Source organism: Streptomyces sp. NPDC058145, from assembly GCF_042884245.1.
Taxonomy (GTDB): domain Bacteria; phylum Actinomycetota; class Actinomycetes; order Streptomycetales; family Streptomycetaceae; genus Streptomyces.
In genome coordinates this window covers 893,671-918,925 of record NZ_JBHVUH010000001.1, presented here as the reverse complement: position 1 = coordinate 918,925, position 25,255 = coordinate 893,671, and the positions used below count along the sequence as shown (strand labels likewise).

General features: G+C 64.8%; 18 protein-coding genes. 1 reads left to right on the top strand and 17 read right to left on the bottom strand.

What is annotated here, in order from left to right; all coding sequences use genetic code 11:
* Window positions 1-34: 34 nt before the first annotated feature.
* The 12 genes from ACFVVO_RS04235 to dndB all read right to left on the bottom strand — a co-directional run bounded on the left by ACFVVO_RS04235 (window position 35) and on the right by dndB (window position 18,644).
* A complete protein-coding gene (locus tag ACFVVO_RS04235) occupies window positions 35-2,665 on the bottom strand; it encodes a hypothetical protein (protein ID WP_390051518.1) in 2,631 nt (876 codons plus the stop codon).
* A 133-nt stretch (window positions 2,666-2,798) separates the two neighbouring features.
* The gene (locus tag ACFVVO_RS04230; RefSeq protein ID WP_193473735.1) at window positions 2,799-3,266 is read right to left on the bottom strand and encodes a DNA phosphorothioation-associated protein 4; all 468 of its coding nucleotides are present in this window, start codon (window positions 3,264-3,266) and stop codon (window positions 2,799-2,801) included.
* A complete protein-coding gene (locus ACFVVO_RS04225; protein ID WP_390051516.1) occupies window positions 3,266-5,323 on the bottom strand; it encodes an AAA family ATPase in 2,058 nt (685 codons plus the stop codon). Before ACFVVO_RS04225 ends, ACFVVO_RS04230 begins: the two co-directional genes overlap by 1 nt.
* Window positions 5,320-5,484 (bottom strand): hypothetical protein, encoded by a 165-nt coding sequence (locus ACFVVO_RS04220; protein ID WP_019524112.1) that lies wholly within the window; start codon window positions 5,482-5,484, stop codon window positions 5,320-5,322. Before ACFVVO_RS04220 ends, ACFVVO_RS04225 begins: the two co-directional genes overlap by 4 nt.
* Before the next feature lie 46 nt (window positions 5,485-5,530).
* Complete coding sequence (locus ACFVVO_RS04215; RefSeq protein ID WP_390051515.1) at window positions 5,531-7,675, bottom strand: DEAD/DEAH box helicase family protein; 2,145 nt, start codon at window positions 7,673-7,675, stop codon at window positions 5,531-5,533.
* A complete protein-coding gene (locus ACFVVO_RS04210; protein ID WP_390051514.1) occupies window positions 7,675-9,642 on the bottom strand; it encodes a hypothetical protein in 1,968 nt (655 codons plus the stop codon). Before ACFVVO_RS04210 ends, ACFVVO_RS04215 begins: the two co-directional genes overlap by 1 nt.
* Window positions 9,643-9,725: 83 nt before the next feature.
* Window positions 9,726-11,954, bottom strand: coding sequence for a hypothetical protein (locus ACFVVO_RS04205; RefSeq protein WP_390051512.1), 2,229 nt, complete (start codon window positions 11,952-11,954; stop codon window positions 9,726-9,728).
* 7 nt (window positions 11,955-11,961) lie between these two features.
* Entirely contained in the window at window positions 11,962-12,648 is a 687-nt protein-coding gene (locus ACFVVO_RS04200) for a hypothetical protein (RefSeq protein WP_390051510.1), read from the bottom strand.
* An 898-nt stretch (window positions 12,649-13,546) separates the two neighbouring features.
* The gene (gene dndE, locus ACFVVO_RS04195; protein WP_390051508.1) at window positions 13,547-13,924 is read right to left on the bottom strand and encodes a DNA sulfur modification protein DndE; all 378 of its coding nucleotides are present in this window, start codon (window positions 13,922-13,924) and stop codon (window positions 13,547-13,549) included.
* The gene (gene dndD, locus ACFVVO_RS04190; protein WP_390051506.1) at window positions 13,914-15,941 is read right to left on the bottom strand and encodes a DNA sulfur modification protein DndD; all 2,028 of its coding nucleotides are present in this window, start codon (window positions 15,939-15,941) and stop codon (window positions 13,914-13,916) included. Before dndD ends, dndE begins: the two co-directional genes overlap by 11 nt.
* Window positions 15,928-17,508: a DNA phosphorothioation system sulfurtransferase DndC gene (gene dndC / locus ACFVVO_RS04185; protein WP_390051504.1), complete on the bottom strand. Its 1,581-nt coding sequence runs from the start codon at window positions 17,506-17,508 to the stop codon at window positions 15,928-15,930. Before dndC ends, dndD begins: the two co-directional genes overlap by 14 nt.
* Window positions 17,505-18,644, bottom strand: coding sequence for a DNA sulfur modification protein DndB (gene dndB, locus ACFVVO_RS04180; RefSeq protein ID WP_390051503.1), 1,140 nt, complete (start codon window positions 18,642-18,644; stop codon window positions 17,505-17,507). Before dndB ends, dndC begins: the two co-directional genes overlap by 4 nt.
* A 243-nt stretch (window positions 18,645-18,887) precedes the next feature.
* On the opposite strand from dndB, the gene dndA reads away from it, so the two are divergent.
* Window positions 18,888-20,042, top strand: coding sequence for a cysteine desulfurase DndA (dndA, locus tag ACFVVO_RS04175; protein ID WP_390051501.1), 1,155 nt, complete (start codon window positions 18,888-18,890; stop codon window positions 20,040-20,042).
* Between the two features lie 6 nt (window positions 20,043-20,048).
* Here the strand turns inward: dndA and ACFVVO_RS04170 are convergent, their stop codons facing one another.
* The 5 genes from ACFVVO_RS04170 to ACFVVO_RS04150 form a co-directional block, all read right to left on the bottom strand.
* Window positions 20,049-21,485, bottom strand: a complete 1,437-nt coding sequence (locus tag ACFVVO_RS04170; protein ID WP_390051499.1) for a DNA phosphorothioation-associated putative methyltransferase — start codon at window positions 21,483-21,485, stop codon at window positions 20,049-20,051.
* Between the two features lie 107 nt (window positions 21,486-21,592).
* Window positions 21,593-22,249, bottom strand: a complete 657-nt coding sequence (locus ACFVVO_RS04165) for a DUF6308 family protein (protein ID WP_390051498.1) — start codon at window positions 22,247-22,249, stop codon at window positions 21,593-21,595.
* Window positions 22,250-22,388: 139 nt separating this feature from the next.
* A complete protein-coding gene (locus ACFVVO_RS04160; protein WP_390051496.1) occupies window positions 22,389-23,333 on the bottom strand; it encodes a hypothetical protein in 945 nt (314 codons plus the stop codon).
* The gene (locus tag ACFVVO_RS04155) at window positions 23,330-24,559 is read right to left on the bottom strand and encodes a protein phosphatase 2C domain-containing protein (RefSeq protein WP_390051494.1); all 1,230 of its coding nucleotides are present in this window, start codon (window positions 24,557-24,559) and stop codon (window positions 23,330-23,332) included. Before ACFVVO_RS04155 ends, ACFVVO_RS04160 begins: the two co-directional genes overlap by 4 nt.
* Before the next feature lie 8 nt (window positions 24,560-24,567).
* Window positions 24,568-25,242: a VWA domain-containing protein gene (locus tag ACFVVO_RS04150; protein WP_390051492.1), complete on the bottom strand. Its 675-nt coding sequence runs from the start codon at window positions 25,240-25,242 to the stop codon at window positions 24,568-24,570.
* Between the last annotated feature and the right edge of the window lie 13 nt (window positions 25,243-25,255).

Genomic DNA, 25,255 nt, shown 5'->3' with positions numbered 1-25,255 from the left:
TTCCGGATGGTGGAGGGATCTACCTGGGACTGTTTCAGCTGCCAGCGGGTGCGTCGGGGAGCAAGGCCAGTAGTTCGTCGAGGCGGGTGAGCCAGTCGGTGGCACTGCGGATGGTCCAGCCAGCTGCTTGATAGGCGCTGTCGCGGCGCTGGGTATCCGGGCTCGGGCCCGCGTGCGCCGCGCAGGAGACGATGGCGACCTTGGTGCTGTCCTGGTCCCACGCAAAGTCGGCTTGCCATCCGCCATCGCCGAGTTCGTAGCCGAAGACGGGTGCTGTCTTGCCCTGGGCGGCGACTGCGCGGGCGACGTCGATCAGGTCCGCTTCGCTGTCTCGGTCGAGCAGAGGGATGATCTCTTCGTCCCAGGCAGGGTCCCGCAGCGTCACAGGTTGGCGGGCTCCAGCTGCGGGATCGCCAGCGACCTGCGCATCGGGCGAATCGGCGGACTCGAGGGTTGGGGCGCCGGCGGGTTTCGGGGCGGGCGTGACGGACTGATCGGACGCTGTCACAGGGTTGGCGCCGTCGAGAGCGCTGGGGTATTGCGGGCTGAGTAGCTCGAGAATGTCCTTATCGCCCCGTGTACGCAGATGGGTGAGGATGTCGTCCATCGTCGTGGCGTCGTTGAGACCGATACGCCGGCCCAGGACGGGCGGCATGTCCTTCTCGAGGATCTGGCCGGACAAGGCCATCAGCCGCAGGGCCCGCTGGGTGTCGGTGAGCTCGTGTTCGTCCTTCTCAGCCAGGCGCAGTGCTTTGAGGTGGCCGTCCTTGGCCGCCAGGAACACATGGTCCCCCTCCCCTGCCTTGATGTGTTCGAGCAGGGTGCGCAGGGAGCCGCAGGCAGGCTGGTTGCGCCATACGAGGTGGGTGGTGCCGACTTCGTGAGACAGTTCCAGTCGGCCGCCAGGGGCGAGGCCGAGGTGAGCGGCGAACCCGGCGGGGACGGTGAAGCCGGAGCCGCGCATGTGTTCACCGTTGACGTCCAGGCGGTACCACCAGGTGCCTTGGCCGGTCTGGAAGCAGCGCCGAGTCTGCGCCACGTCACGGCGTGGCTGGTAGTCAGTGAGTGCCGGATCGTCGGGGGCTGTCAGACGGACCCAGCCTCGCTGGAAGCGGTCGTATTCCGGGGCAGCGAGGTAGGCACGAACCGACTTCTCTGACACGTCGAACTGCGAGCAGAGCGAGGTGACGATCTCCTCGGTCTGGGCCTCGCCACCGCAGCTTTCGAGTTCGCGGTTGATCATTTCCCGGATGCCGAGGTAGGGGGTGCCACCCCATCGGCGCAGGCCATACAGGTCGCGGTCGCGTCGCAGGAAGCGGTCGTCGGCTTGGATCTGATTGCGCAGGCTGGCAAGCGCCGTGTTGCCGTCCAGGCGGCTGAGGAGGTCTTCCATCGACAGGGGATGCCCAACCAGTGCCAGGACGGCTTCGGCCCGGTCACTGATTGAGCGGCCCCAGGGCAGCACGTGCCCGTCGATGAGGCGGAAGCCCTTGATCTCTTGCAACCAGGCGTCAGCGTCGGTGTCGCGGATGCCTTGCTGGGCCAGCAGCTCCACGACGTCGGACCAGGGGGGCACGGAGGTGGCGCAGCGTGCTGCGAGCTCGCTGCGTGTCCGTTCGAGGCGCTGGTCGAGATCGCCTTGCACCAGCCAGCCACCCCTCCAGGTGCGGTCAGGCAGTAGTGAGGCGATGACCTGCCACAGCGGGAGGCCAAGAGCGTCAACGGGCTGTGCATGCGCGGGGTGCAGGGCGAGAAGGCTCTCTTCGGTGGCCACCGGCCCAAGGTGGTCTTGGACGGCGAGGAGGTGGCTGAGGAAGGGCTGGCCAGCGTCGGAATGCAGCCACTGCTGGAGATTCTTCTCCAGCTCGACCTGTATCTGCCGTGCTCGTTCCCGGCTGACTCCGAATTGCTCGCCCAGGCTTTCCAGCGAGGTACGGATCTGGCCGAAAGTGCGACCTGCTGCGATGGCGAGCTGTCGTTCGCCCCAGGTGCTGATAAGAGGAGCGAGTGCGTCGAGCGGTTGTGCTGCCAGGGCGGCCACCGCGGTGCCAACAGAGACGGCGGGTGTCTCGGGCGTCGCAATGGCCGGCCGAGCTGAAGGACGGGTGATGGGGGGGTTGCTGTCGTGCCCGGGGTGCTCGGCCCATGCGCACAGGGTCTCTGCGGCAGTGCGGATGGCGGGAGGCACATCGGCGGAGAGCAGACGCTCCAGCCAGGCTGCGACGGCTGCGACGTCCCGGTCGGGCTCGGCCGCGGTGACCGATGCGGCTGTAACGAGTTTCGTCAGGTCACGTCCGCCAGTGAGGAAGGGACGCAGCAAGGGCAGGACGAGCTGCGGGAGGGTCTCCTCGCTGGCGACCTGGGCGATGCTGGTGGTCAGGTCCGTCTGCTGGCCTTCTGGACAAAAGCACAGCTGAGGCAGGGCCGTGGCGAGCGTCAGGTGCGGCCAGTGGGCTGAGACCGCGTGTGCAGCTCGTTGCGCGACCTCTGATGCGCTGATGGTGGCAATGGCGTCGCGCAGCGGCGTGTCGTTCCACCAGTTGCCGGGCAGTCGGGCGTCGCTCAGCACGAGCCCCAGCTGGTGCGGGTCACCGAAGCGGAGAGCCGGCAACAGGTCGGCGAGGACGTGGTGCCATGGCGGCTTGGGTTCGATCAGGCCAGTCACGTGAGGTTCCGCATCTCGTACGTTCGATGGTGTGGGCGCCGTGGAGGCCACCTGCTGCGGCGCGCTGCCTCGCACCCGTTGGTGGCGCGGTGCGAGGCTTTGCAGCTTTGTCAGGCCTGGAGGATGGGTCGTGCTACCACTCCAAGGCGTCCAGCATGTCCTTGACGGCGGGGTCTTCGGTGGTGTCTGCGGTCGGGGTGAGCGCATCGAGCACGAGCGAGCTGACAATGGCGACGAGGTCCCGACTGCCTCGGGTGTTGATTTCTGCCTGGAGGCAGTGCAGGCCGCCGTTGGCGTACTCCTCGAAGATCCTCAGCCGCTCGGCGAGCCGGTCGTCAGCGAGGATCTTTGCGTCTTCGGGCACTTCGGCTGCTGCGATCAGGTCGATGAGCACATCGCCGTATTCACGGTTTTCCACCAGCGCATAGCGGATCCCCTCCCCAGACTTCTCGAAAGGGACGCGGCGTTCCTTTCGACGGCCCAAGGAGGCGGCAAACAGCAGTGCCTCGTAGTTGGCGCGGAAGGGGCCGTCCTTGCCGGTGAGGAGGGACAACAGCTGTTCATGTTCGGCCGGGCGGCGAAAGCGGATCTCGACGGCCATCAGACGGTCACCTCTTCCAAGACGGTGTGATTGAACTCGCCGTGAGAGACGTAAGGGTAGGCACGGCCCTGGATAGTGATGGTGTCCTCGTCAGCGTCGGTGTTGGTGATGTAGGAGCGCAGCACGTACATGCGGGATGCCGCCCCTCCAAGGTGGTCCAGCACCATGCCGCGGGACTGCGACTTCGACAACAGGGTGACGATCTGCGAGGTGAGTTTGGGGAGAGATTCGGCGATGTCGTTCTGGTAGGCGACGTCGAGGTTTCCGAACGGGGCGTCCATGACGACCGGATAGACGCCCCCGCCTCCCAGGACGGCGTCGGGTGTCTTCTGCTTGCGGTCGTGTGTCTCCTTGGCCAGTTCAGAGACAGCTCCCACGAATGACAGACCCAGGATCTGGTTCTCGCCGGTGCTGCGGGCGGCGGCGACTCCGGCGGAGTGGTTAACCAGTTCCAACGCGAAGGCGGGGGTGAGGTTGGGGGTGAAGGGCTTGATGCAGATCCGCCCGAAGACGCTCTTTACCTTCTGGTCGAGCTGCTGGCGGACCTCCTCGGTCTTGACCGCCAGGATCCGCTGGAAAGCGCTGAGAACCTCGTCGACCAGGGCCACCTGCCGCTGTATGCGCTTGGACTCCTCGTCTTGCACCCGCGCGGAGTGGAACTGACGCTTGACCTTCTCGATCTGCTCGTCCAGCTCAGTCAGCTGGGACTGCGCCTCCCGGTGCTGCTGCAAGGCATCCAGGCGCTTGCGGTCGAACTCCTTACGCCGCTCCTCCAGACGCTGGACGTCCATCACATCGACGCCCTCCAGTTCGCGTGCGATGTCGCTCTCTTCGGCATCGATCTGCCGGATCGAGGACTCGATCTCCTCGACGTCGGCGACGCACTCCCGCAACTTCGCCAGCAGGTCCGCCCGCGCCAAAGTCAGGTCGGCTGCCTTACCACGCAGATACATCCAGCGGGTCTCGACATCGGCGAGCCCGGCGTTGTAACGGCGTTCCTCCAGCGCCATCCGCGCCTGGGAGCCCTCGGGCAGGTCGCGCCCGCACATGCACAAGCCGTCTTCGAGCAGGCCGTCGATGTAGTCGCGCTGGATGCCGGCGGGCAGCTCGCGGCGCTTGCGCATCCCTTCTGCGAGGTCGAGAACCTGGTTGTCGATACCGCCGGTGAAGGCAAGGAAGCTGCTCCGGGCGAGCAGCTCGCGCTTTTTCTCCTGACGTTCGGCCCGCTTGGTCACCAGCTCGTCCAGACGCACTTTCAGCTTGGCGCGCTGACGCTGCAGCGGCGCAGCCTTGCCGTTAGCGAGGAGCGCCTGGTTGGCCGCCTCGACTTCACGCTCATAACCACCAGCGGTCTCAGAGAGCTGCAGCAGCTGTTTGTGAACGTCGAGCTTGTGCTGCTCCAGCCGTTCCTGCTCGGCCATCAGCGCCTGCAGGCGCCCGTCGCCGCTGCTCCCAATCTGCCGGCTGAGCTTGCGCGACGCACTCGGCAGGTGGGTCGCGATGGCCCGCTCAATCTCCTCCAGCCCCATCAGGGTCTTGATCGCCTGCTTGACCTCGTCCGTGCGGTCGCCGGTGAACATGCGCTCCATGCGCTCACCGTTAAAGAAGAAGAACTGCCGCAAACCCTCGGGAAGAATCTTTTGTATGCGGTCCTGGCCATTGGTGACGGTGGTGCTGACGCCGCGCTCGGACTCAGTAACGATGAGCTTCGGCGCCAATGCGACCTGTTCTTCGGCGTTCTTCGTCGTTGTGACCGTACGCAGCACCGTGAACAGCAGTCCCTCATGCTCGAACTCGACCTTCACCGAGGCGCTGACGACGCCGCCGAAGGGGGTCTGCGTCCACGCGTGATCGTTGATCACGCGTTCCTGGTGCTCGACGTCGTCGGAGAAGGCGCCGTACAACGCCCACGTGAACGCGTTCAGCAGGGTCGTCTTCCCCGCGCCGTTCATGCCGAAGATGAGGATGGCCGGCTTGTCTGGAGTGACCTCGAGATCAAGCTGCTGGGTCCCGTAGAAGACGCGGAAATTGTCCAACGTGAGCTTGAGCAGTCTCATTTAGCCAGCTCCTTGGTGGCGCGGACGATCTCGTCCGTGAGCAGGGTCGGATTCTTCACATGCAGGTGCTCACGCTCGAGCTGCCACACCTTCGCCACCAGCTTCCTGGCCTCCGGCGACAGGTCGTCCATGATGTCTTTCAGGCTTTCCGTCGTCCCCATGGTCTTTCTCCACACGTCAGGCTGTCTGTCGGTCGTGCACGTGCTGTCAGGTGTCCATAAGCCCGTAGCGCAGGCGCAGCGGGCGCAAGATGTCGAGGGTGTGCGCCTCGTTGTCGGCAAGCCGGGCGAACTCCGTCACCCGTGCCAGCTCGCGTGCCACCATGCGTCGCTCGGTCTCGTGCTGCAGATCGCTGGCACCGCTGGGGGGGACGACGATGAAATCGACGATGTCCGCGCGTTCCTTGCCCGGTGCCTTACGCAGGACGCGCCCGCGGCGCTGAATGAACTGGCGCGGGTTGGAGGAGCTCGCAAGGAGGTAAGCGGTGCGCGCGGCCGGCACGTCCACGCCCTCGTCGAGGCACTTCATCGACAGCAGTACCTGCAGCTGGGTACCGGTGGCGAATTGGCGCAGCAAGTGCTGGCGTTCCTGGCGCTTGGTCTCGGCGGTGTAGGGGGCTGCGGGCATGCGCAGCTCGGTGCCGACCAAGGCCAGTGCCTGCTGCAGCTGGGTCGGCTCGTGAGGGTCACCGTCCTCGTTGGACAGGGGGTGGCGGCCTTCGGCGCAGTACAGCAGCTGGTACCAGTCGTTGCGCCGTGCATTGATCTCGCGGCGCAGGGCGGGCAGTTTGGCGTGGGCGTGTCCGAGGATGTTGGAGCGCCTTCGCAGTAGCTGGCCCAGGGGGCTGTCGTCGTCCGTATCGGGGGACAGGCCCTCGGCCGCAATGATTTTGGCGATCTTTTCGGTCACCTCGGCATAGAGGTAACCCTCCTCGTCGTCCAGTTCGACTAGGACGGGTGTGTAGGTGTAGCGGCACAGAGCGCCTTCACGGATGGCGTCGCCGATGCCCATCTCGAAGACGACCTCGCCGAAGTAGTCCGTTAGTGCTGCGGTGCCCTGGTCATCGAACCAGCGTTCTGGCGTGGCCGACAGACCCAGCCGGTAGGCGGCGGATGTAGGCAGCTTCTGGCGCAGACGTTTGGCGCCGAGGTTGTGGCACTCGTCCGCGATGACTAGGAGGTGGCCACGGTGGCGGGCCAAGATCGACTGCATCGGGTCGGCGGCAAAGGTGGCGTTGGTGGTGACCAGGACTCCGCCCTGGGCGCTGCCCAGGGCCAGGGCATCCAGAAGCGAGGAGGCTTTGCCGTACCAGCTCCTGGTGGATTCGTAGGCGCGCAAGGGCTGCACGCCGAACCAAGCGATGTCCTTGCACCATTGATCGACCAGGTGCTGGTAGGGGGCGATGACGACGGTCAGCAGTGATTGGTCGCGTTTGTGCAGCAGGCGGGTGAGCTGGGCTGCGGCCGACAGGGCGGTCAGGGTTTTACCCGTGCCGGTGGCCATACGCAGAATGCCGCGGCCGTCCGCCGCGAACCAGCGTTCGACGGCTCGTTTTTGGTAGTCACGGACGGCCAGTTCGCCAGGGATCGTTAGCCGTCCGGAGGTCTCCGGGCGTGGCAGGGTGATCAGGGCACCGTCCAGCGGCGGCAGTTTGGTGTCGCGCGTGGTGGGCTGGGCGCAGCGCTGGATGACCGTGTGGGCAGCGGCAGTGAAGTCGATCACCCGCAGCAGGTCGGTGCGGTCTTCCCAGAGGTCTTCGAAGTCCTGGCTGATGCGTGCGGCCCGGCTGCGGTCATTCGGCTCCCAGGTGCGAAATACCTCGATGGATTCGAAGTTGCCGACCAGTCCCGGCATCGTCTCGTTCGCACTGCCTTTGAAGGCGACCATGTCCTGGCCGTCGCGGAAGATGCCGATCTTCTCGTGGTAGATCCCGATGCGGTCGTGGGAGCTGATGTAGGCGAGTTTGATGTCGAGGCGGCCGTCGGCAATGAGCAGCCCTAGCTGGTCCAGCCCGCTTGCTGCGCGCGGGTCCTGGGCCGCCTGCTCCATGTCGCGCATGGCCGCCTGCTCTAGCACAGCACGCAGCTCGTATCCAGCGCGGATCTGCTCCACGTCGTCGGCGGTGAGCTGCGGTGAGGCGATGATTCGCATCGTGCCGCCGCTGGCGGCGAAATCGTTGAGTCCCTGGCCGAGGACGGCCAGCACGGAGGCACTGAAGTATCCGACGGCGCGATCGTAGGAGGCGGCAGCGTCCAGGGCGGGGAGGTAGAAGTCGCCGACGATGTCGCAGCGGTCGCTGCGGTAGTCGGCGTGCAGATCGGCGGCGCGCAGCCCGTCATGGTGCCGGGTCATCACAGCCCCATGAGATTGATCAGGTCGTCGGTGGACGGCCCGTCGTCGTCGGGACGGGTGACATCGGTCGGAGGCTGCTCGCTGCCCTGTTCGCTGCCGACGTCGCTGAGCCGGCGGACCACCCCGTTGCGTGCGGTGAACGGCGGCGACGAGGCGGACACACGAACGCTGGCGGCGGCGATGGTGAACTCGCGGGTCAACAGAGCGACCAGCTCGTCGGTGGGGATTGAACCGCCGGCCCGGTCCACTTCCTGGGCGATCAGCTCCTTGATGCTGGTATAGGGGCGTAGTCCCCACTGGGCGAGCGCCCAGGAGTTCACGTCAGTGCGCACGAACCGGTCGTCCTTAGACAGCTGGGCTTTCAAGGAGCGGGCATTCACGTCCGGCCCTATGCGGTCGACCAGGAACGGCCAGTTCAGAGGGTGCCCGAGCTCCTCTAGTACGGCCAGGGCGCGGTCGGCGAGCCGTGCGCGCCGCGCAGTGCCAGATGCGGCACTCTCCTCGCCGGACAGGGCTGCGTCGTCGTCGGTGGCGGGCCCCGGAGCGTCATCGGGCACCTGCCAGCCATCAGGGGTGGCAATCGCACCGAGGGCGCGTGCCACCAGCGTCCTGAGCGGTTCAGGTAGTTCTTCGCTGTTCCGTAGCAGGTCGGTCAGCTGTTCGCCTGGGTGCTGCGCGCAGGCGTAAACGCGGAGTTGTTCGAATACCTCCTCCAACCGCGGCGCCGACACTGGTACCCATCCCGGATCAACCTCTGCGCACGTCAGGGAAGTGGAAGAGGACGCAGCTGTAGCTGCACCTGAGTCGTCGGGGTGAGCGACAGGACGCGGTGGCGTCAGTTCGTAGTCGCCATCCATCGTTGCATCACCGCGAGGCCGCTGGTCGACTGCGAGTTCAACCTGCCGGCCCCCGACGATATGCAAGCCACAATAGTGAAGCCACTGCTCGGTGGCTTTAAGGGGACGGCCGGTGTCCTTCAGCAGCCGCATGGCACTGGGTAGCGACACGGCCTCCCCCGGGGCCAGGTCGAGCGCGCTGCGGGTCAGTTTGCGGGCGTGCGCCAGCGAACCGCTGAACAACCAGTCCCCGTCGGTGCTTCCCGACCAGTGGAAGGCGAGTAGGAGCTCAAGCACTCGCAGCTCGCTGCCCGGCAAGCGTTCGGCGAGCCAGGGATGGCAATCCATCAGGTCCGAGCGAGTGACGGGAGTCTGAGTTGCGGACTCAAATAGCTGCAATGCGCGAGCGAGGTTGGGGGACGTCAGTGCCGCGCTTTGCAATTGCTGGGGCAGCTCCTCCAGCAGCCGTGTCATCCATGACCGCATGGTGCGGTAGCGGGCGGCCAGTTCGTCGAGCGGCATCGGGTCCGATGCACACACGTGCTGGGTGATCAGGTCCTGCTGGCGGGCATCGAGAGAAATGAACCATCCTTGGACCGCATGGTCGGGGCTATCCGGCTCCGTGTACACGGACGACAACGAGGGCACGTTCGCAGTCTCGTCCAGCGACGGCTCCGGCTGCGGAAACAGGGCTGCAGCACGCACGAGAACCGCGAGGATGTCGCGCTTCGTTTCTGTACGGACCTTCGCAAGGCAGGCAAATTTCGACGGCGTCAGACGAGCGACGTCAGCCAGGGTCCTGCCGCCTACGGCTTGCAAGACCTCCAGTGCAGTCGGTTCCAGTTCCAGCTCAGCTGTCGACATCTGCTGAGGCAGCGACGGAAGCAGCAGGTGCAAGGGCCGTGTGTCCAGCTCGGGCCCACTGGCCCAGCCCAGGAAGGAGGCGAGCAGGTCGAAGACATCGTCCATGTACGGTCGGCGGGCACTTGTCTCTTCCGGTGTCTCGTGCAGCCACCATTGCGCTGGCCCTCCCACGCTCTGAAGTGCGAGCAACTGCTCAGGCCCCAGCTGATCCAGCCACGGCAGCACGACGTGCCAGGTTGGCTTGACCAACGAGAGCGAAGCTGACATCTTTCCCACCCTGTTCCTGCCGCTGAACCCGCTGCGGTGCCGGCGACAGAGAATTCCCTCTCGTCCCAGCCGCCGGGCACGACTCACTCACTCAGAAGATCGTTCACACTGGTCACCGGCCCGTCTTCGGCCGCCTCGGCGTCGGCTGCACCGTCTCCGCTTTCCGCGACCGCGTCCTGCGGCTCCTGCGCGGGCACCCCCTGCTGGTCGATCTGTGCCAGCCAATTCTGGTACGGCTCGTCAGAGCCGTAGAACCACTCCTTGAGGGCGCGGCCGAGCGCGGCACGGGCGGCCTTTTCCGCCTCTCCTCGCAGCTTCGTCTCAGCGACGCCGGGTCGGCTGGTCTTGAGGGCCTTCAGCTGCTGGTCCTGGCACAGACTCAGGTACAGGGCTCGCGCGGTGCCGAGCTTGTGTTCGAATTCGGTCCGGTCAGTGAACCAGTCGGAGATGTACGTCCACGCCTGAGGGGTGTCCAGTATCTGCAACCAGAAGTAACGGAAGTAGACCGCCTGAGGGGTGTCCATGTTGGCGATCTGGTTCAGGGGCTGGGCGATCTCGATCTTGTTGAAGGCGAGCCTGCGGTCCTTGGCCTTACCCGCCTCTAGAGCGAAGTAAGCGTTCCACGCCTTCACCAGCGCCTCCGCGAACTGCGGCAGGTCCTTGATGTCAGCGCCGCCGGACTGGGCCTTGCGCAGCTCCCACAGCGACCCCAGGGTCATCATCATGCCTAGCTGGCAGGCATGTGTGTTGAACACGGCGTATGCAGCCTTCGACTGCTTGAGCGCGGCGTTGCGACCAGAGTCCAAATATGCCTGGGCCCGGTAGGTTTCGAAGATTTCTTCGCGTCCCTTCAGGGCTTCCCAGGCCCTAATCACATCGGACTTGGTCGTCTTCCTGCCAGCGGTCTTCTCGTCCAGGTAGTGCTCATAACTGTCGCGCAGCGTCCAGAACACACCCACACCGCTGAACAGGGCGTCGTGAGCAAGGGTCAGACCCGTGTCGTCTATGTGCCAGTCCTCTTTCAGCTGCGTCAGCGCCGTGGCATGGGCGGCGTAGGGCGCGGTGTGCGAGAGGAGGGTGAGGATCGCCCGGCCCCACGTGGCGGCAAACTGGTCGCTGATGGCGTCCATCCAGCCGAGGGGGAACGCCGTGTTGCCGATCTTGTCGCGCTGGTAGGTGACGCCGCCTTCCTCGAGCTGGTCGGGCAGGAGGTGGTCGAGGTCGAGCTGTTCCTGCATGAAGGCGTCCAGCTCCGTCTGACTGAGCCGGCCGCCGATCTTCTGGGCAACGTTCCGCAGGTATTTGGGGGGACCGAAGACGCAGCGATCGACGGCGAACTTCAGCAGGTGGATGTTGGTCAGCACGGACCACCGGGCCGGGCGGGTGGAGTTGACCTCGGGGTTGTCGTACTCCACCGCGTAGATGGGCAGCAGCGAGTCGCTTTTGTCGTTGCGCATCTCGCTGAGCACTCGGCGGGTGAGCACATTGCTCAATTCGGCGTCCGACAGCAGGATAATCCGGGATTCGGACGGCGGACGCGCTTCCTTATTGACGTCCACGAACAGCTTGCGTGCGGCCTCATGGGGCCGGGCGTCCTCGCCGGTCTGGTCGGGGAACCAGCACACGGTCACCGGAACTTCGATGCGGCTGAGGTCGACATCGCCGAAGTCATCGAGTGCCTGGAGTACCTGGTTCTCGTAGAAGGAGCGAAAACGGGCACCACCGGAGTTCTGCCAACTCTTGGTCATCGTACGTTCGATGGCCAAAAGAGCCATGGCGCGGTGCTGGCCATCGAGGACGACCATCTGCGCCTCAGTTTTGTTCCACCACAACTTGCCCACGCTGGCCGGGTGCAGACGGTCGTTGGCTCCGACCAGGCGCTGGACCTGGAACGCGGTGCCAGCCTGCTCCTGCTGCCACTGGGCGCCGTCGTCGGTTACCACGTTGGGCTGGCCCAACGGTTCGAAGTAGGAGGGGCGCTTACTGCGGAAGGGCAGCAGCACGGCAACGATGGGCGGTAGAAACGCGGGTCCGGTTGGCTTGAGATCCAGCAGGTAGGGAATCAGCTTGACCGCCACGCGGTGATCGTCCAGGTCACGCTGCAGCAGCTGGTTGAAGTCCAGATCGCCGGCTTCCATGACCTCACGGACGGGGGCGAGGCTCTTGGTGAGCTGGCGCTCGGGATCGTCGGTCTCCTCGCCGAGCCGTGCCTTGGTCATGATGTAGTCCACCCGGCCCGCCGGGGTGGTGAACGTGCCCCACGTCCCCTGCACGTAGTCGCGGAACGTGAGCTTGGTTCCAGAGCCGAACATCGTTTCCCTATTGCCTTCCGAGAATCGGCGCGTACAGCCGGTGCAGCAGCCACTCTGCTGACTGTGCAGTGTGGCGCAGATGCTTGAGCGTCACAGCGCCGTCTTCCTGATCGCCCAGATCGATCACCCAGGCTTCGAGCTGACGCATGGTCATGTTGCGAGCAGCCGCTCGCGCGCCGAACGTCCTTCCCTTCGCGCGAACCTCCGCGGCGTCCTCAGGGTGCTCACGCAGCCAGTCGTACGCCTTGGTGAAGTCACGGCGGTGGGTGCGCAGACGCTCGCGCAGGTTCTCCGCCACGCCGATGTACAGCGGTGAGGAGAACACCGGGGAGGCCATCTCCAATATGGTGGCCATCACCCGCCGTCGCTCCTGGCTGTCCAGCGAGTCCATGAGTATCGCTAGTCGCTTGTCCTCTTCCGCGGAGGAGGCATCCGCTTCCTCATCGGGTTGGCGCAGCGGCGTATCCAGCTCGAGGTCGCCCTCCCAGGCGGCGCCGTAGGAACCGCGTCCGCGCAAGGTGATGGGCAGCGGTTCGTAGTAGCCCGCATACCTTCTGAGCAACCGCAGGAAGCCGTCGATGGCTTGATCGCCCTGTGGGCTCGGCTGCATCTTCCAGTCATGCGGACTCGCCCGAAAGCTCACATACCAGGCATACAGACCAGGAACCTCAGGTGCTTCATCGACGTCCAGCATGGAGTAGCGGCTATGCGAGAGAGTATTCAAGGCCAATGTCCTCATTCACCCACGCGTAGGGAACTATTCAGCCCGACCACGCTTCCCTGAGCAAGACCGCTCGCATGGTGCGATCGGGTCGAGGAAATGCCCACCCAACTCGTCTGCGCATGGATGCCGTATCGCAGCGGAGCACCACTAGGGACCTTGGCGTATACCTGCACTGATCCTTGACCCTCTCCCCCGGACGCGACAGCACCCCCGCAGGTTGCACCATCAGCCGTTTGTGAAAAATTAGCGTAGGCGATCACACTGACACACAGGGCTCCTGCAAGGTTGCCCATGGATACCGGTTCGTGATCTAGCCCGCCTCGCCTAGGCGCCCCGGGCCGCCTCCAGCGCAGCACGGGCGACGCCAGCAACCTTCCACCTCACCTAAGGGCCTGGCACCTGCGGGAACGGCGGCCGTCAACTGCCGTACACACAGGGGCGCCAACCGCTCCACCCAGACCTCGACAGACTTGCCTGCGAATCCCGGTGCGACTCGCGTACCTGCCGTACCCCGACGGAGACGGCAACACCTCACCCCACCTCGAAGTGCTTGAGCATTACACCATTCACAATATGACCACATGAAGGTCGCCTGCGCCAGGCGCAGTTCCAGGAGCGTTACACCTGAGCAACGGCATGATCTGCGGATCCTGCGGGGAGAAAGCCATATATCAGGAGGAGTCGCCAAGTTTTGGGCACGAGGCAGGAAGCGCCAGCCCATCGCCTGGACCCCGGTTGTCGGGACGGGCCGTCGACAACAGGGCGGGGTAGCGCTACAGCGGCAGCACTCTGCCGCTCGGGAAGGCAGATACGCCGATCCCCCCAGGACGGACTCCATGGGGGGATCGATAAGAGGCGCATCAGACAGTCACGTCACGACGGCGCCGACCATTCCTTCGATCGTGGCCATCTGCTTGTCAGCACCGAGGTAGCCGATGCCACGGTGCAGGTGAACGGTCAGGATGCGCTGGATGTTCTCGTCGGTAGGTTCCTCGCCTATGGCGACGCAGCGCTGTTTAAGCAGGGCCAGGTAGAGGTCACCGTGCTGGCCGGCGAAGGTCTTCCAGCTCATCTCAACGTTGGAGTCGGTGACGATGTCCTTCACCAAGGGCGTGGAGGAATCTTTCAACGACAGCAGCAGCGCCCAGCGGCACAGCACGTTCCACTGAGTGATGCCGGTGGTGCGCTTGAGATAAATCAACCGGTCCTTGGCAGGCTGGGACAGGCGGACGTTGTCAACCGACATGCTGCACTCCTGCGTTCCACCAGTAGCCCTCGACAACGCTGGTGGTGAACTCAGTATCGTCGTGGACGAGTGTGTAGGTGTGGGCGACGGACTTCTTCAAACGGCCTAGCAGGTACTCGTCGATCTCCTCATCGGTGGAGAGCAGGAGGACCTGGTCACTGGCGTTGGGGAAGTAGCGGTCGACGAGGTGCTCACGGTGACGGCTATCAAGACGTCCCAGGGGGGTGTCGATCACGCTGGGCAGCCTGTTGCCGGCAACCCGCATCAGGCCCCACAGAAGCGAGACGGCCAGAAGCTGGCGCTCTCCCGCACTGAGGCGCGCAGGGTCGATGGCCTCGCCCTCAGCGTCAGCGAGGGTGAGCGTGAACTTGTCGGTGTCGATACGCAGATCATGCACCAGAGATTGCTTGCGCATGAGGGCCCTGAAGCTTTGCAGGACAGCCACTTCAAGCCGGCTGATGTGCCGTCCAAGGAGCGCGGAACCGAAGCGTTCGAGGGTGTCGCGAGCCCTCTCGGAGTACTTGATGATCCGCTCGACTTCTTCCGCCTTGACCTTGGTGCGGACGAACTCCTTATGGGCGCGCTCCAGCAGGGTGGTCACGTGCTCACGACGCCGCTTGAGGTCATCCAGCTTGGCCGCGGCGCGGTCGCAGGCGGCCTCACAACGGGCAACCTCCACGATCTGCTCGTCGCGGGCCACTTGTAGGGCTTCGACCTTGTCCTGGGCGGGAACGCCGGCGAGCTGCCGGTCCAGCTGATCCAGCTGTTCAGCTAGTTCAGCGGCGCTGTGCAACAGCTGTGTGGAGCGCTGGGTATCCCGCTGGAGCAGTTCGTCGAGGACGGTGAGCTGAGCCAGCGCATCTTGTGGCAGGCGCAGATCCACCGGCAGCCGCGTCTTGGCGGCGCGCTCGGCGCGGTCGTCGTCCAGACTCTTGATGACCTCGGCGCGGACGGTGTCGGGCATCAGCTCCAGCAGCCACCGGTCCCGTTCCTCCAGGACATCGAGGACCTGAGCTGACTGTTGGGCTTCCTGCTCGCTCATGGCTTGCTGGCGCACGTCGTCCAGGAGAGGCTTGACCAGCAGCAGTGGTAGCGGTCCAGCAGCGAGCTGCGTGAGCTCCGCACGCACTTGGGCCAGCTGGGCAAGGGCCTGCTTCTTGTCGTTCTCCAGCTCGACGCGCCGTGTGAACAGCTCCCCGCCCTCGTTGGCGAACGCCTTCTCCAGGCTCTCCAGCTTGCGTAGCGCCTTGCTGAGCTCACTGCGGGACTGGGCGAGCTCTTGGTGAGCGATGTCGTATTGGGACTGCACCGCATCGCGTTCGGTTTCCTGCGTGCGAATGTTGTCCAGGAGGTGCTGTTCTTCGTCGGAAAGTTTCTGGCGTCGCTGCAGGGCCAGAAGATCGTTGCGCAGCTGCTGGACGGTGCTGACACCCAGCAGAGAGTGCACGGCCGACTCGATGACGGACGCCGCCCGTTCGGGGTTGGCCAGCGACTCGATCTTCTCGCCGTCGAAGAAGGCGAGGGAGGCGATTTCCAGCGGCAGCAGTGACTCGACATGGTCGGCCCAGCCCTCGCTGAGCAGCCGGTTGAACTTCCCTTCCGGCGCCGCGTTGCGCTGAGTCTTCACCCGCTCGCCGTAGGTCTCGTCGACGTAGACGTTGAGGAACTCTTTGAGCGTTTTGCCGCTGATGTGCCAGCTGCGGACGACACGGTAATAGTGCTCTTGTCCACCGGTCATGACAGTGAACTCGAGGGTGATGGCAGAGCCGCGGCTGGGGTCAGCCTTGCGGTTGATGCTCTCCCGCAGGTACGTCTCGTACGCCTTGGTTCCGCGCCCACTGCAGCGTGCACGGTTACCATAAAGCGCCAGTTGGATGGCGTCGAGCAGGGTCGTCTTGCCGCACCCGTTCAGCCCGCCGATCAGGATGATCGGCTTGTTCTTCTTGGGGGTGAGGTGGAGAGACTGCTTGCCGCGGTAGGCCCCGAATTCTTCGAGGGTGATCTTACGCAGGAGCATCGAGTTCGTTTTCGTCGTCGAAGGTCAGGTTCTCGGCGATGTCGTCACGCCACTTTTTCTTGCGCGTAGCGAATTCCACGGCGTCTTCGTGGTTGTCGTAGTAGCCCTTTTGCACAGCTTGCTCGAGGGCCTGAAAAAGGCCGGAGCGGCGGGCCATGGTGCGGTACTTCCGCTCGACGGCGAGGAGTTCGCGGACCATGTTGTAGTGCAGGTCGTCTCCGTCGCAGACTTGCTTGAGCACGTCCATCTCATCGGAGCCCATGACAATCTGCTCATCCAACGGTCCACCCGGGAACGGCTCGCCGGTGGCTTCCTGGTAGATCCGCGGCAAGCTGTCCTCGACCTCATGCTTGTCGAACACCCAAATCCGGCGGATCTCATGGAGTTCGTCGAGCGTGATGAGTTCGATGTTCTGCACGTGCTCGGGGGCGTGGGCACGGATCCACGTTTGCGCCTGGAGCAGCTCCTTGAGCCAGTCTTCGCGGTAGGACTGCAGATAGGGGCCGTGGATGGCGCCGTCGTTGAACAGCATCACCTTGCCGTTCATCCGACGGAAGTCACGGGCCGGCTTGTCTGGGCGCGGGAAGGGTGCCTTGCGGCCGGGCGGGAGGTCGGGGTCGCCCTCCTGGTAATGGCCGAAGGGGGCATCAAGCTTGTTGCGCAGATCCAGCAGCGGGAGCATCCACTCCTTCTCCTCGTCGTTCTGGATCATGGCGGACATGGACTTGTCCTGCTCGACGAGGGTGCAGGTCCAGCAGCCGAAGCGGCTGGAGCCGCAGGAGGGAGTGGTGGAGTCGACCACGAGGGGGCATTCGCCGTCCCCGGAGGCGCCCTGGTACATGGTGAGCAGGTCCTGATTGTTGTAGCCCCAGGGGTTCGGCTTCTGCATCAGGAACTCCCATACATCGTCATTGGTCCAGTCCTCAACGGGGCTGTAGACGAGGGAGTTGGGCAGGTTGGCGTTGGGGGAGAGACGGTCGCGTACGCGTCGCTTCTCGTGCTTTTCCATGGCGCGTGCGCGGGCTTGGCTTTCTGCCTTGCGAATGCCCAGCACCATGATCGCTTCGCCGTGGGCAGCGACCACGCTGCGGATGAAACTGTTCGACGGCTTGATCTTCAGTCGCTCGGTGCACCAGCGGAACTTGGGGCGCGGGGCGGGATAGCCGCGGCCGATCAGGTTCACCCAGAAGGTGTCCTTTATCTCCGGCGTAAGGCGGTGCGGCTCGATCGGCAGGCTCTGCGTCTGCGCCGCGTCCTGCATGGTGCCCAGAGAAGCCGAGACCCAGGCGGCGACGACCGGGTTCTCCACGAGGGTGTCGGTGGAGATAACGTGCACGGTCTTGGTGCGCTGCTCGGCGGGCAGGTCTGCGAGGGCCATCCACACCAGCTGCAGGACGGCGGTGGAGTCCTTACCCCCGCTGTAGCCGATGACCCAGGGCACCTGGTCGGCGGTGTAGAGCTCGCGGATCTCCTCGGTGAGCTCGGTGACGACCTCGTCCAGCGAGCGGCCGTTGAAGGGCTTGCGGCGTACGGGGGTGAGCCCGAGGTTGAGGGGGATGGTGGTCATGCCTCGCCTCGCAGGTATGCGTCTTCCACGCGCTGTTCTTCTGGGCTCAGCTCCAGGCCCAGATGCTTGCGCAGGTAGTTAACGGTAAGTGTCACGTTTTGGTGGCTTTTGGAGACGCGGCCGCCGACGATGGCGCGCCCCTCCCAGTCTGTGTTGGTTCGACTCCAGTCCACGTGCTTCAAGGGAGCCAAACGCTTCTTCCACGCGGTTGTCTTAGTGGACTCCCGCAGGAGGGAGTTGCCGATACGACCGAGGGCATGCAGGGCGATTCCGTGGCTGTGAATGAAGTCCCGGCGCATTTCCTGAGCGGACAGCTGCTTGTCGCGCACCATCGCCCACTCGGGCAGCGCCGCATCCATGGCCTCCCAGAACGACTGCACCAGCCGGCTGGCCTCCTCCTGCTTCAACTCGAGGCCCTGGAGTAGGGACTGGTTGCCGAAGTACAAGGCGCTCAGGGTGAACAGCTTGCGGGACCGGGCGGACAAGGTGCTCTTTTCCATCTCCACAAAGCCCTTGAAGATGCCCGAGCGTTCGGTGAGGGTACGGGTGATCTGCGCGTTGACGTCCCGGTGGTCGTAGAGGACACCGATGGAGCGCGCCGGGCGGACGGCGTGCCGATTGAGGTCGGCGAACATCTGCTGAGAGCGGGCGAGCCCAGTGTCGTGGAAGAAGACCACGGCGATGGTCTCGTCCCCCAGATCGGGGTTCTCCTTCAACGCAAGCTCGATGGCGGCGCGGCGGTGCTGCCCGTCATTGATGAGGAAGCGTGCATCCATCGGGATGCGCAGTTGCCCCGTCCGGTGCGCGGCACCTTCTGCGCCCTGGCTTTCGAACACCATGTCCCCGTCCACGGAAGCGGTCAGGGCACTGAACACGTAGTCCTCGGGGTTGTCCAGGATGTAGCGGGCGAGCGCCGGCAGGCGTCCTTTGTTCAGGACGCGCTGAGCTCTCAGGTCAGCGGAAAGATCATCTTCGTCGAAGAGGAAGATCTTCGGGATGAGCCGCAGCGGGCACATCGACGCATAGAACTCCCGCCCCGCCTGCACCCCGCGGATCGCAGGGAAGGTGTACTCAAAGCCATTCGACACTCGCGAGACGACCCGCCCCGCAGCCTTACTCGCCACTTCAGTCTGCACCCGTGCACTCTAGCGTGCCCGTACGTCTCCTGAGAAACGTACGTCACCTTTGTCTCGACGTACCCAGGCGCGGAAGATGACGTCCCACTCCCCGGCGGTGCGTCTGAAGCTCACAGAGCGGCAGGAACAGACATCGCAAGTACGGTGTCCGGATGCCGAGGTGGCGGCTTCATGCACTGAGGTCCCACCGTGTACGTTAATCACTTGACGTACGACCTGTTGTAGAAGCGTGCAAAGAGGCGGGTGAGCGCCGTGGTGGCGTATCTGGATGTGGCGGCGACGACGCGGGTGGATCCCAGAGTCGCCGAGGTCGTCCTGCACTGGATGACCGAAGACTTCGGCAACGCCGGCAGCCGCACCCACGAGTACGGTGCACGCGCCAAGAAGGCGGTGCAACAGGCGCGTTCCTTCATCGCCGGCACCGTCGGCGCCAAAACGGAAGAAGTAATCTTCACCAGCGGGGCGACGGAGTCCAACAACATCGCTCTGCTCGGACTGGCGCCGCACGGCGAGCTCACGGGGCGCAAGCACATCATCACCTCCGCCATCGAGCACAAGGCGGTACTGGAGCCGCTGACGCACCTACGCGACACCCGCGGCTTTGAGGTCGACTTCCTCTCCCCCGGCCCCAGCGGCCGCATCACTGCCGACGCCGTGCTGGAGCGGCTGCGTCCGGACACCCTGGCGGTGTCGCTGATGCACGTCAACAACGAAACCGGCGTCATCCAGCCGGTCGCCGAACTCGCCGAGAAGCTGCGCGTCACGCCCACCTATCTGCACGTCGACGCCGCTCAGGGCTATGGCAAGGTCCCCGCCGACCTGATGGCGCCCATCGACCTGATCAGCATCTCCGGCCACAAGATCGGCGCCCCGAAGGGCGTCGGGGCTCTGGTCACCCGTCGGCGGGGATGGGACAAGGTGCCGCTGGAGCCGATCATGTTCGGCGGTGGTCAGGAGCGCAAACTGCGCCCCGGCACCCTCGCTGTTCCATTGATCATGGGTCTGTGCGAGGCCGCGAAGATCTTCACCGAGAGCCGGGCAACGTGGGAGCGGGAGGCGAAGGCGATGCGCGAACGGATCCTTGCTGCGCTCAGCGCGACGCGCTTCCGCCTCAACGGAGACCCAGAGCACAGCGTCCCCCACATCCTCAACGTCAGCTTCGATGAGCTGAATGCCGAAGCACTTATCGTCCGCCTCAAAGACCAGGTCGCCATCGCCACCGGCTCGGCCTGCACCAGCGCCTCTTACACCCCCAGCCATGTCCTTCAGGCGATGGGCCTGGACGACGCGGTGGCTGCGAACGGGCTGCGTCTTTCCTGGTTCCCCTCCCAGGCAGCCGATTTCGATCCCCTCCCGCTCGCCGAGACCATCGCCAGCATGCAGCCTCAGGAAGGTTGACCAGCCCTACGCCTCCGAGCGACGCACCAGCCGGTGCCCGCGCAGCTGCCGACCGCACCTGACGAGCTCGGCCTCCCAGCCGTTCTCGGTCCCGATCAGGTGCGGCTGTTCATACAACCCCGCCCGCATCTCAGACTCGGTCAACCGGCGGTATCGCGGCACGTCCGGATCATCTGGTGCCAGGAACTCGTGCTTGCGGTGCAGCAGCGGCCGGTTGGCCGAGCTCTCGTATGAGAGATGGGAAGCTTCAAGCGTCTGCAGGTCCACCATGTAGGAGGACCGGATCCGCGGATGCGGATCTTTGTCAAAGTCCGGGTAGTCCAGCCACGACACAGCTCGCCCTTGGTGCCTGAGCTTGGCCACGGTCCACTGCTCCGGGCGACCGGCAGCGATCGACGCGCAGTGCTCGTACAAGCGCAAGACCGTCGGGATCCGCTCCAGCGCGCGTCGATGCACGTACAGCGCCGTCGGTGTCACCTTGCCGGCAACGGAGGCGTTCATGGCACTGCGCACATAGCCGTCGTCGCGGAGCTTCAACAACAGTCGGTCAGCCCGCTGACAAGCCTCCTTGTAGGAACTGAAGAACGTGCGCACGTCCTGTTGCAAGCCCACTGGCAGACTCCCGAACGGCCCGCGCCCGTTGAACAGCTCCACCGCCAAGTAGAGCAACGTGTTCAACGTCGATCGCTTAGCCCCCGCAGAGGCCCGCTCAGGATCGGCACCATCCCGCACCAGGCGCTTGACGTCGCCAGGCCGCAGATGAGCCAAGAGCTCCGCAACGGTCCGCGGCATCTCCTCAATCCGCGGCGGACGCCCCCTGCGCTCGAAAAAGTCGACCACCGCACTCACCGCTGAGGCAGTGTCCTCGGAAGCAAGCCACTCGGCATCCGGGATCACACGCTGCGCCAGATAGCTCAGACGGGCGCCCTCGTCCCGGAACGCGTAGACGACTCCGGGCGCGGCCGCCACCACCCGCGCGCCGGTCACCTGCTCCACGTACTCCCGAAGCTCACTCGCGGCATATAGATGCTGAAACGTCTGCCGACTCGTCAGCAGACCGTCCCCGAACTGCTGACCTTGGACCTTTGACTTCTCCCAGGTCAGCCGGGCTGAGACAACCAGCAGCGTCGAGGTCAGCTCCCACGCCTGCTTTAAGGTCTGCCGACGCTCGACCGGATCCTCGATCACGTTCAACACGTAGGTCAGCAACACGACGTCGCTGGCGACCAGCTGGGTATCGGAGCGGTAATACGGATCCCACCCAGCCACCTGGCAGTCCAACTGCTCCAAAGCCCTAACATCGTCACCACGGCCACAGCCGTAGTCGAGGATCGTCCGCTCAGGTAGCAATTGGCGGTCCGCCAGCGCCTGACGCGCGGGCACCGACAACGCCATCCGCCCGATCGCCGTTCGGCGACGCTCACTACCCCACATCTGCTGCATCACAGGCACCTGCATCCAGGTAACGACACGATCAGCAGGGTAGAAGACAGTGGTCCGGCGTGCTCACGCAACGGCGAACATGCCCCTCAAGTGTCAGCAAGGCACCGTCACGCGGCGCATCCGCTGGCCGTGTGTTCCCAAATTATGATGTCTGCCGCTCGGAGAAGGCTAAGAGGCCTCTCGTCAGGCGTACGAATGGGGACGATGAGGTCTTGGATCCAACCCCGGTGACGGCGTAGGTCTGCTTGCAGGAGCGGCCACAAGCGCCGGGGGGTGTCCTTATAGGCACCGGGAACTGGCTTTTGGCCGAGGTAGAACCGGTAGATGCTGCTGTCGAAAATCGGCACTAGGTTAGGCCGCTTGCGGTGGAGGATCTTGGTGACGGCAACGGCCTTGAAGCTGGAGAGCCCCTTACCGCCGGCTTCACCTGTGGCCACTAGTGCTCGATCAACCAGAGACCAGGGTCCCGTCGACGGATCCAGCGTCACGTCCAAGAAGTCGGCTGTCGCACACCCCTTGTTCGCAAGCACCGCTTCCATGGCTTGCAGGACTTCAGCACCCGGGCCATCAGGGTGGAACAACGGCACTACCTGCTTGTAACCCATGCGAACGCTCAGCAGGGCCGGGGCCAGACAGTCCAACGGGCTCAATCGGCCCGGATCGCCCTGCCAGTCATACGTGCGGAAGGCTCTGGGCCCCCGGGGATCTGTGTAGGTCTGCAGGTGCTTCTCCGCACAACCATGCAGTGCTCCAATGGTCCTCACATAGCCCCCGCAGCCTCGACGTTTCGCATGGCAGCGCCGCCGCTCTCATCAGAGCAATGCTTATGCTACGAGCTGTCGACTATGCGTGGACCCATACTCGTGGAACAGCCCGTCGAGGTCCCGCCTGAGCCCCCGGCCACTACCCACGGCGCAACTGAATCGGCCTGCGATCGCGGACGCCGTCCAGGACGGATGTATCGACGACGGGCCGCTGTCTGGGCTGCGCCGCGCGGAGCTGGATGGTGCCGCGGTCGCTCATGGCGTTACACCACTCGCTCGGCTTTGGCCTAGTGCCGGCCGGGCCGCCCGCCTGCTCGAAAAGGCTGCGGACGGCCGACTCTTGGCGGTCGTTGAGGCAGCCGGCGACGAATCTGAGCGGGTCACCCGGGACGACGTACGGGTCCTCGGCGAGGATCCGTACGACAGCCAGGGCGGTCTTGAAAGCGTCACTGTCCACGCTCGCCCGCGCGGACGGGGTGTGCGGGTCGCCCCACTCCGGGGTGTCGGCCTGGATCTGCACCGACGCTCCTCCAACACGACGGAAGCCGTCGCAATCGATGAAGTGAACCATCGGCTCCGGCTGCAGAGACCACAGGATGTTGGCGTGGGAAATGTCCCCGATGACCATGCTGGTGCTGTGGAACCAGTCGACGGCCTTTGCACAGGCCATGGCCAGTGCGCGCCGCTGCTCCGGAGACGGGCGGCGAACATTCTTCGTCGCGGGCCTCTCCGGGTAAAGCACGTGCTGCAGCTGTAGGAGCTTGGACTTGCCGTTCGGCGTCTGCCATCTGTACACGTCCGGTGCATTGCGCATGAGGAAGCCGACCGAACGGCCTCCGTCCGACACACGGCACAGCGGCCAAGCAGCGATCCGATCCAGATGGGCGCGCTCCGGGTCAGACAGTGCCCGGCGGAACGCGGGGAGAGTCGCCAGGGCGCTCTCGTTCACGGTGGCGGGGTTCTTGTATTCCTTGAAAAGCAGGCCATCGCTGGCTAGGTACACGACGCCCTGACCGCCGCTGCCCATCTTGGCGCCGAGAGTGAGCGATGACTTCGCAACATCCTGACCGTCCTCGGCCGTCATCGGCCCGCCACCCCCTCCCACACACAGATGACCGTGCGGTCGTCGTCGTACGTCTTGGCGCGGAGCTGCGCCTGCCTGAGGAATTCAGACATGGTCGGGACCTCGCCGGTACCCCAGTAGGCGGCCAGACGCGCACGGAACTCGGGTTCCTGGTTGATCGGATTGGTGATTCCATCGGTTCCGAGGAGCAGCACTTCGCCCGGGTCGGATCGAAGCAGGACGACCGCGGCATAACGGGTTGAAGGCAGGGCGGTCGTCCTCGTGCTGGCGATTCCACCGTCCTGGCCTTCCAACCCGTGCCACTCGCCATCGACGAGACGTAGCAAACCGCCGTCACCAATGCTGACCCACACTCTGTCCCGGATCTTGGTGTCCGTGGGCACCAGAAGGAGGTGCAGAGTAGTGGCGTAGTCCCCCTCGTCGAACCCCACGGTCTTCGCCGCCCACTTCTTAAGGCAGTGGGGCACGGCCTCGCCGATGGCGCTGTTGACGGCAGCGATGAGCATCTGATGGTCCTGGGCCGCCAGCAGGCTGTGGAGGTCCCGGGCCATCGTGTCCAAAGCCTTGATCACGGCGTGAGTCAATTCCTGCGAAGCGACGTGGGACCGCTTCGACGAACCAACACCATCCGCGACCGCGAGCACCAGCAACTGTTCGTTGCCCTCGCCAATCCGAGCCAACACCATCGCGTCCTGGCGGCAGGTCCCCTCCCACCGATGGGAATCCCCCCGCATGGACGCGCCCAGCACGGCCAGTCCGGGCAGGGTGAGACCATCGACGACGGTATCCGGGGTGAAGGCAGCGAAATCGTCCTCAGCGACGGCCGGCTTATTCTTCGGGAACGGCGGATAGGCGGGGGGACGCCTGCCAATGTGCTCGGGAAACGTGCGCGCAGTGCCGCCGCACGCGCAGCCGGGGTTCACCGCCGACGGATCGGGGGTCGGCTGCGCGGCCCGTACCGGGGCGGGATCTGGGGTCAGTTGCGGCTGCGGCTGGACCTGCGTTTCCGAGGTCTCGTGGGGACCTGAAGCATCCGGCTCGACCTGCGGTTTCTGAGGGACGTGGGGCGCCGGCAGCGCCTGGGGCAGCGGGGGCACCGAGGCCGCGACCGCCTCGGTCGGAAGAGGAGCGGAAAAGGGCGCAGGCAGCACCGTGCTGACCAGCGCCACGGCCTGGTCCATCTGCTCGTCCGCGCTGATTGGGACGCGCGGGTCGTCATGGTTCATGGGCGCGCTCACATCTTGTCCAGGGAGAGGCTGGTGTAGCCGTCCACGTGGTCGTCGACCTTAAGTTCGAAGCCTTCGCCCCCCTTAGACGAGATGCTGGTGGTCGAGTTGACGATCGAGTTTGTCAAGCTCGACGCGAACTCGCGAAGGGCGACAGCGGGAGAAACATTGTCGCTCTCCTGGATGAACGCCTTGAAGTTGGCGACCTCAGCGATCGTCATCGGATCGGCCGTGCCAATGCCGAAGGAGATGATCTTCGGGGCGTAGGAGAACTCCTTGAGTTCCTTGAGCGCATCGCGCCAGAGGGTGTCCGGCATGTCAGTCGGAGCACCGTCGGACAGGAAGAAGACGACCGGGCGGAAAACGGAGTGGCCCTCGCCCTTCAGCCGGTCGACATCCTTCTGAATGGTGTCCTTGAGCAGCTGAAACGCCGAGGCAAACGACGTCACGCCACCCGCCGACAGCGACGGCAGAGAGTCGATCTCGCTGAGGTCGACCAGTGGCTGGAGCAGGGTGGCGCTGGTGGAGAAGCCGATCATCGCGAAGCGAGCCTTGTCGGCGACGGCCGGGTTGGAGCTGATCTCGTCGTGCAGATCCGGCAGGGCGTCGTTGATGGCGTCCACGCCGCCGGCGGCCATGGAGGCGGACTCGTCGCAGACCAGGTAGAAGGGAAGAAGCTGCATTGCTTGCTCCTGA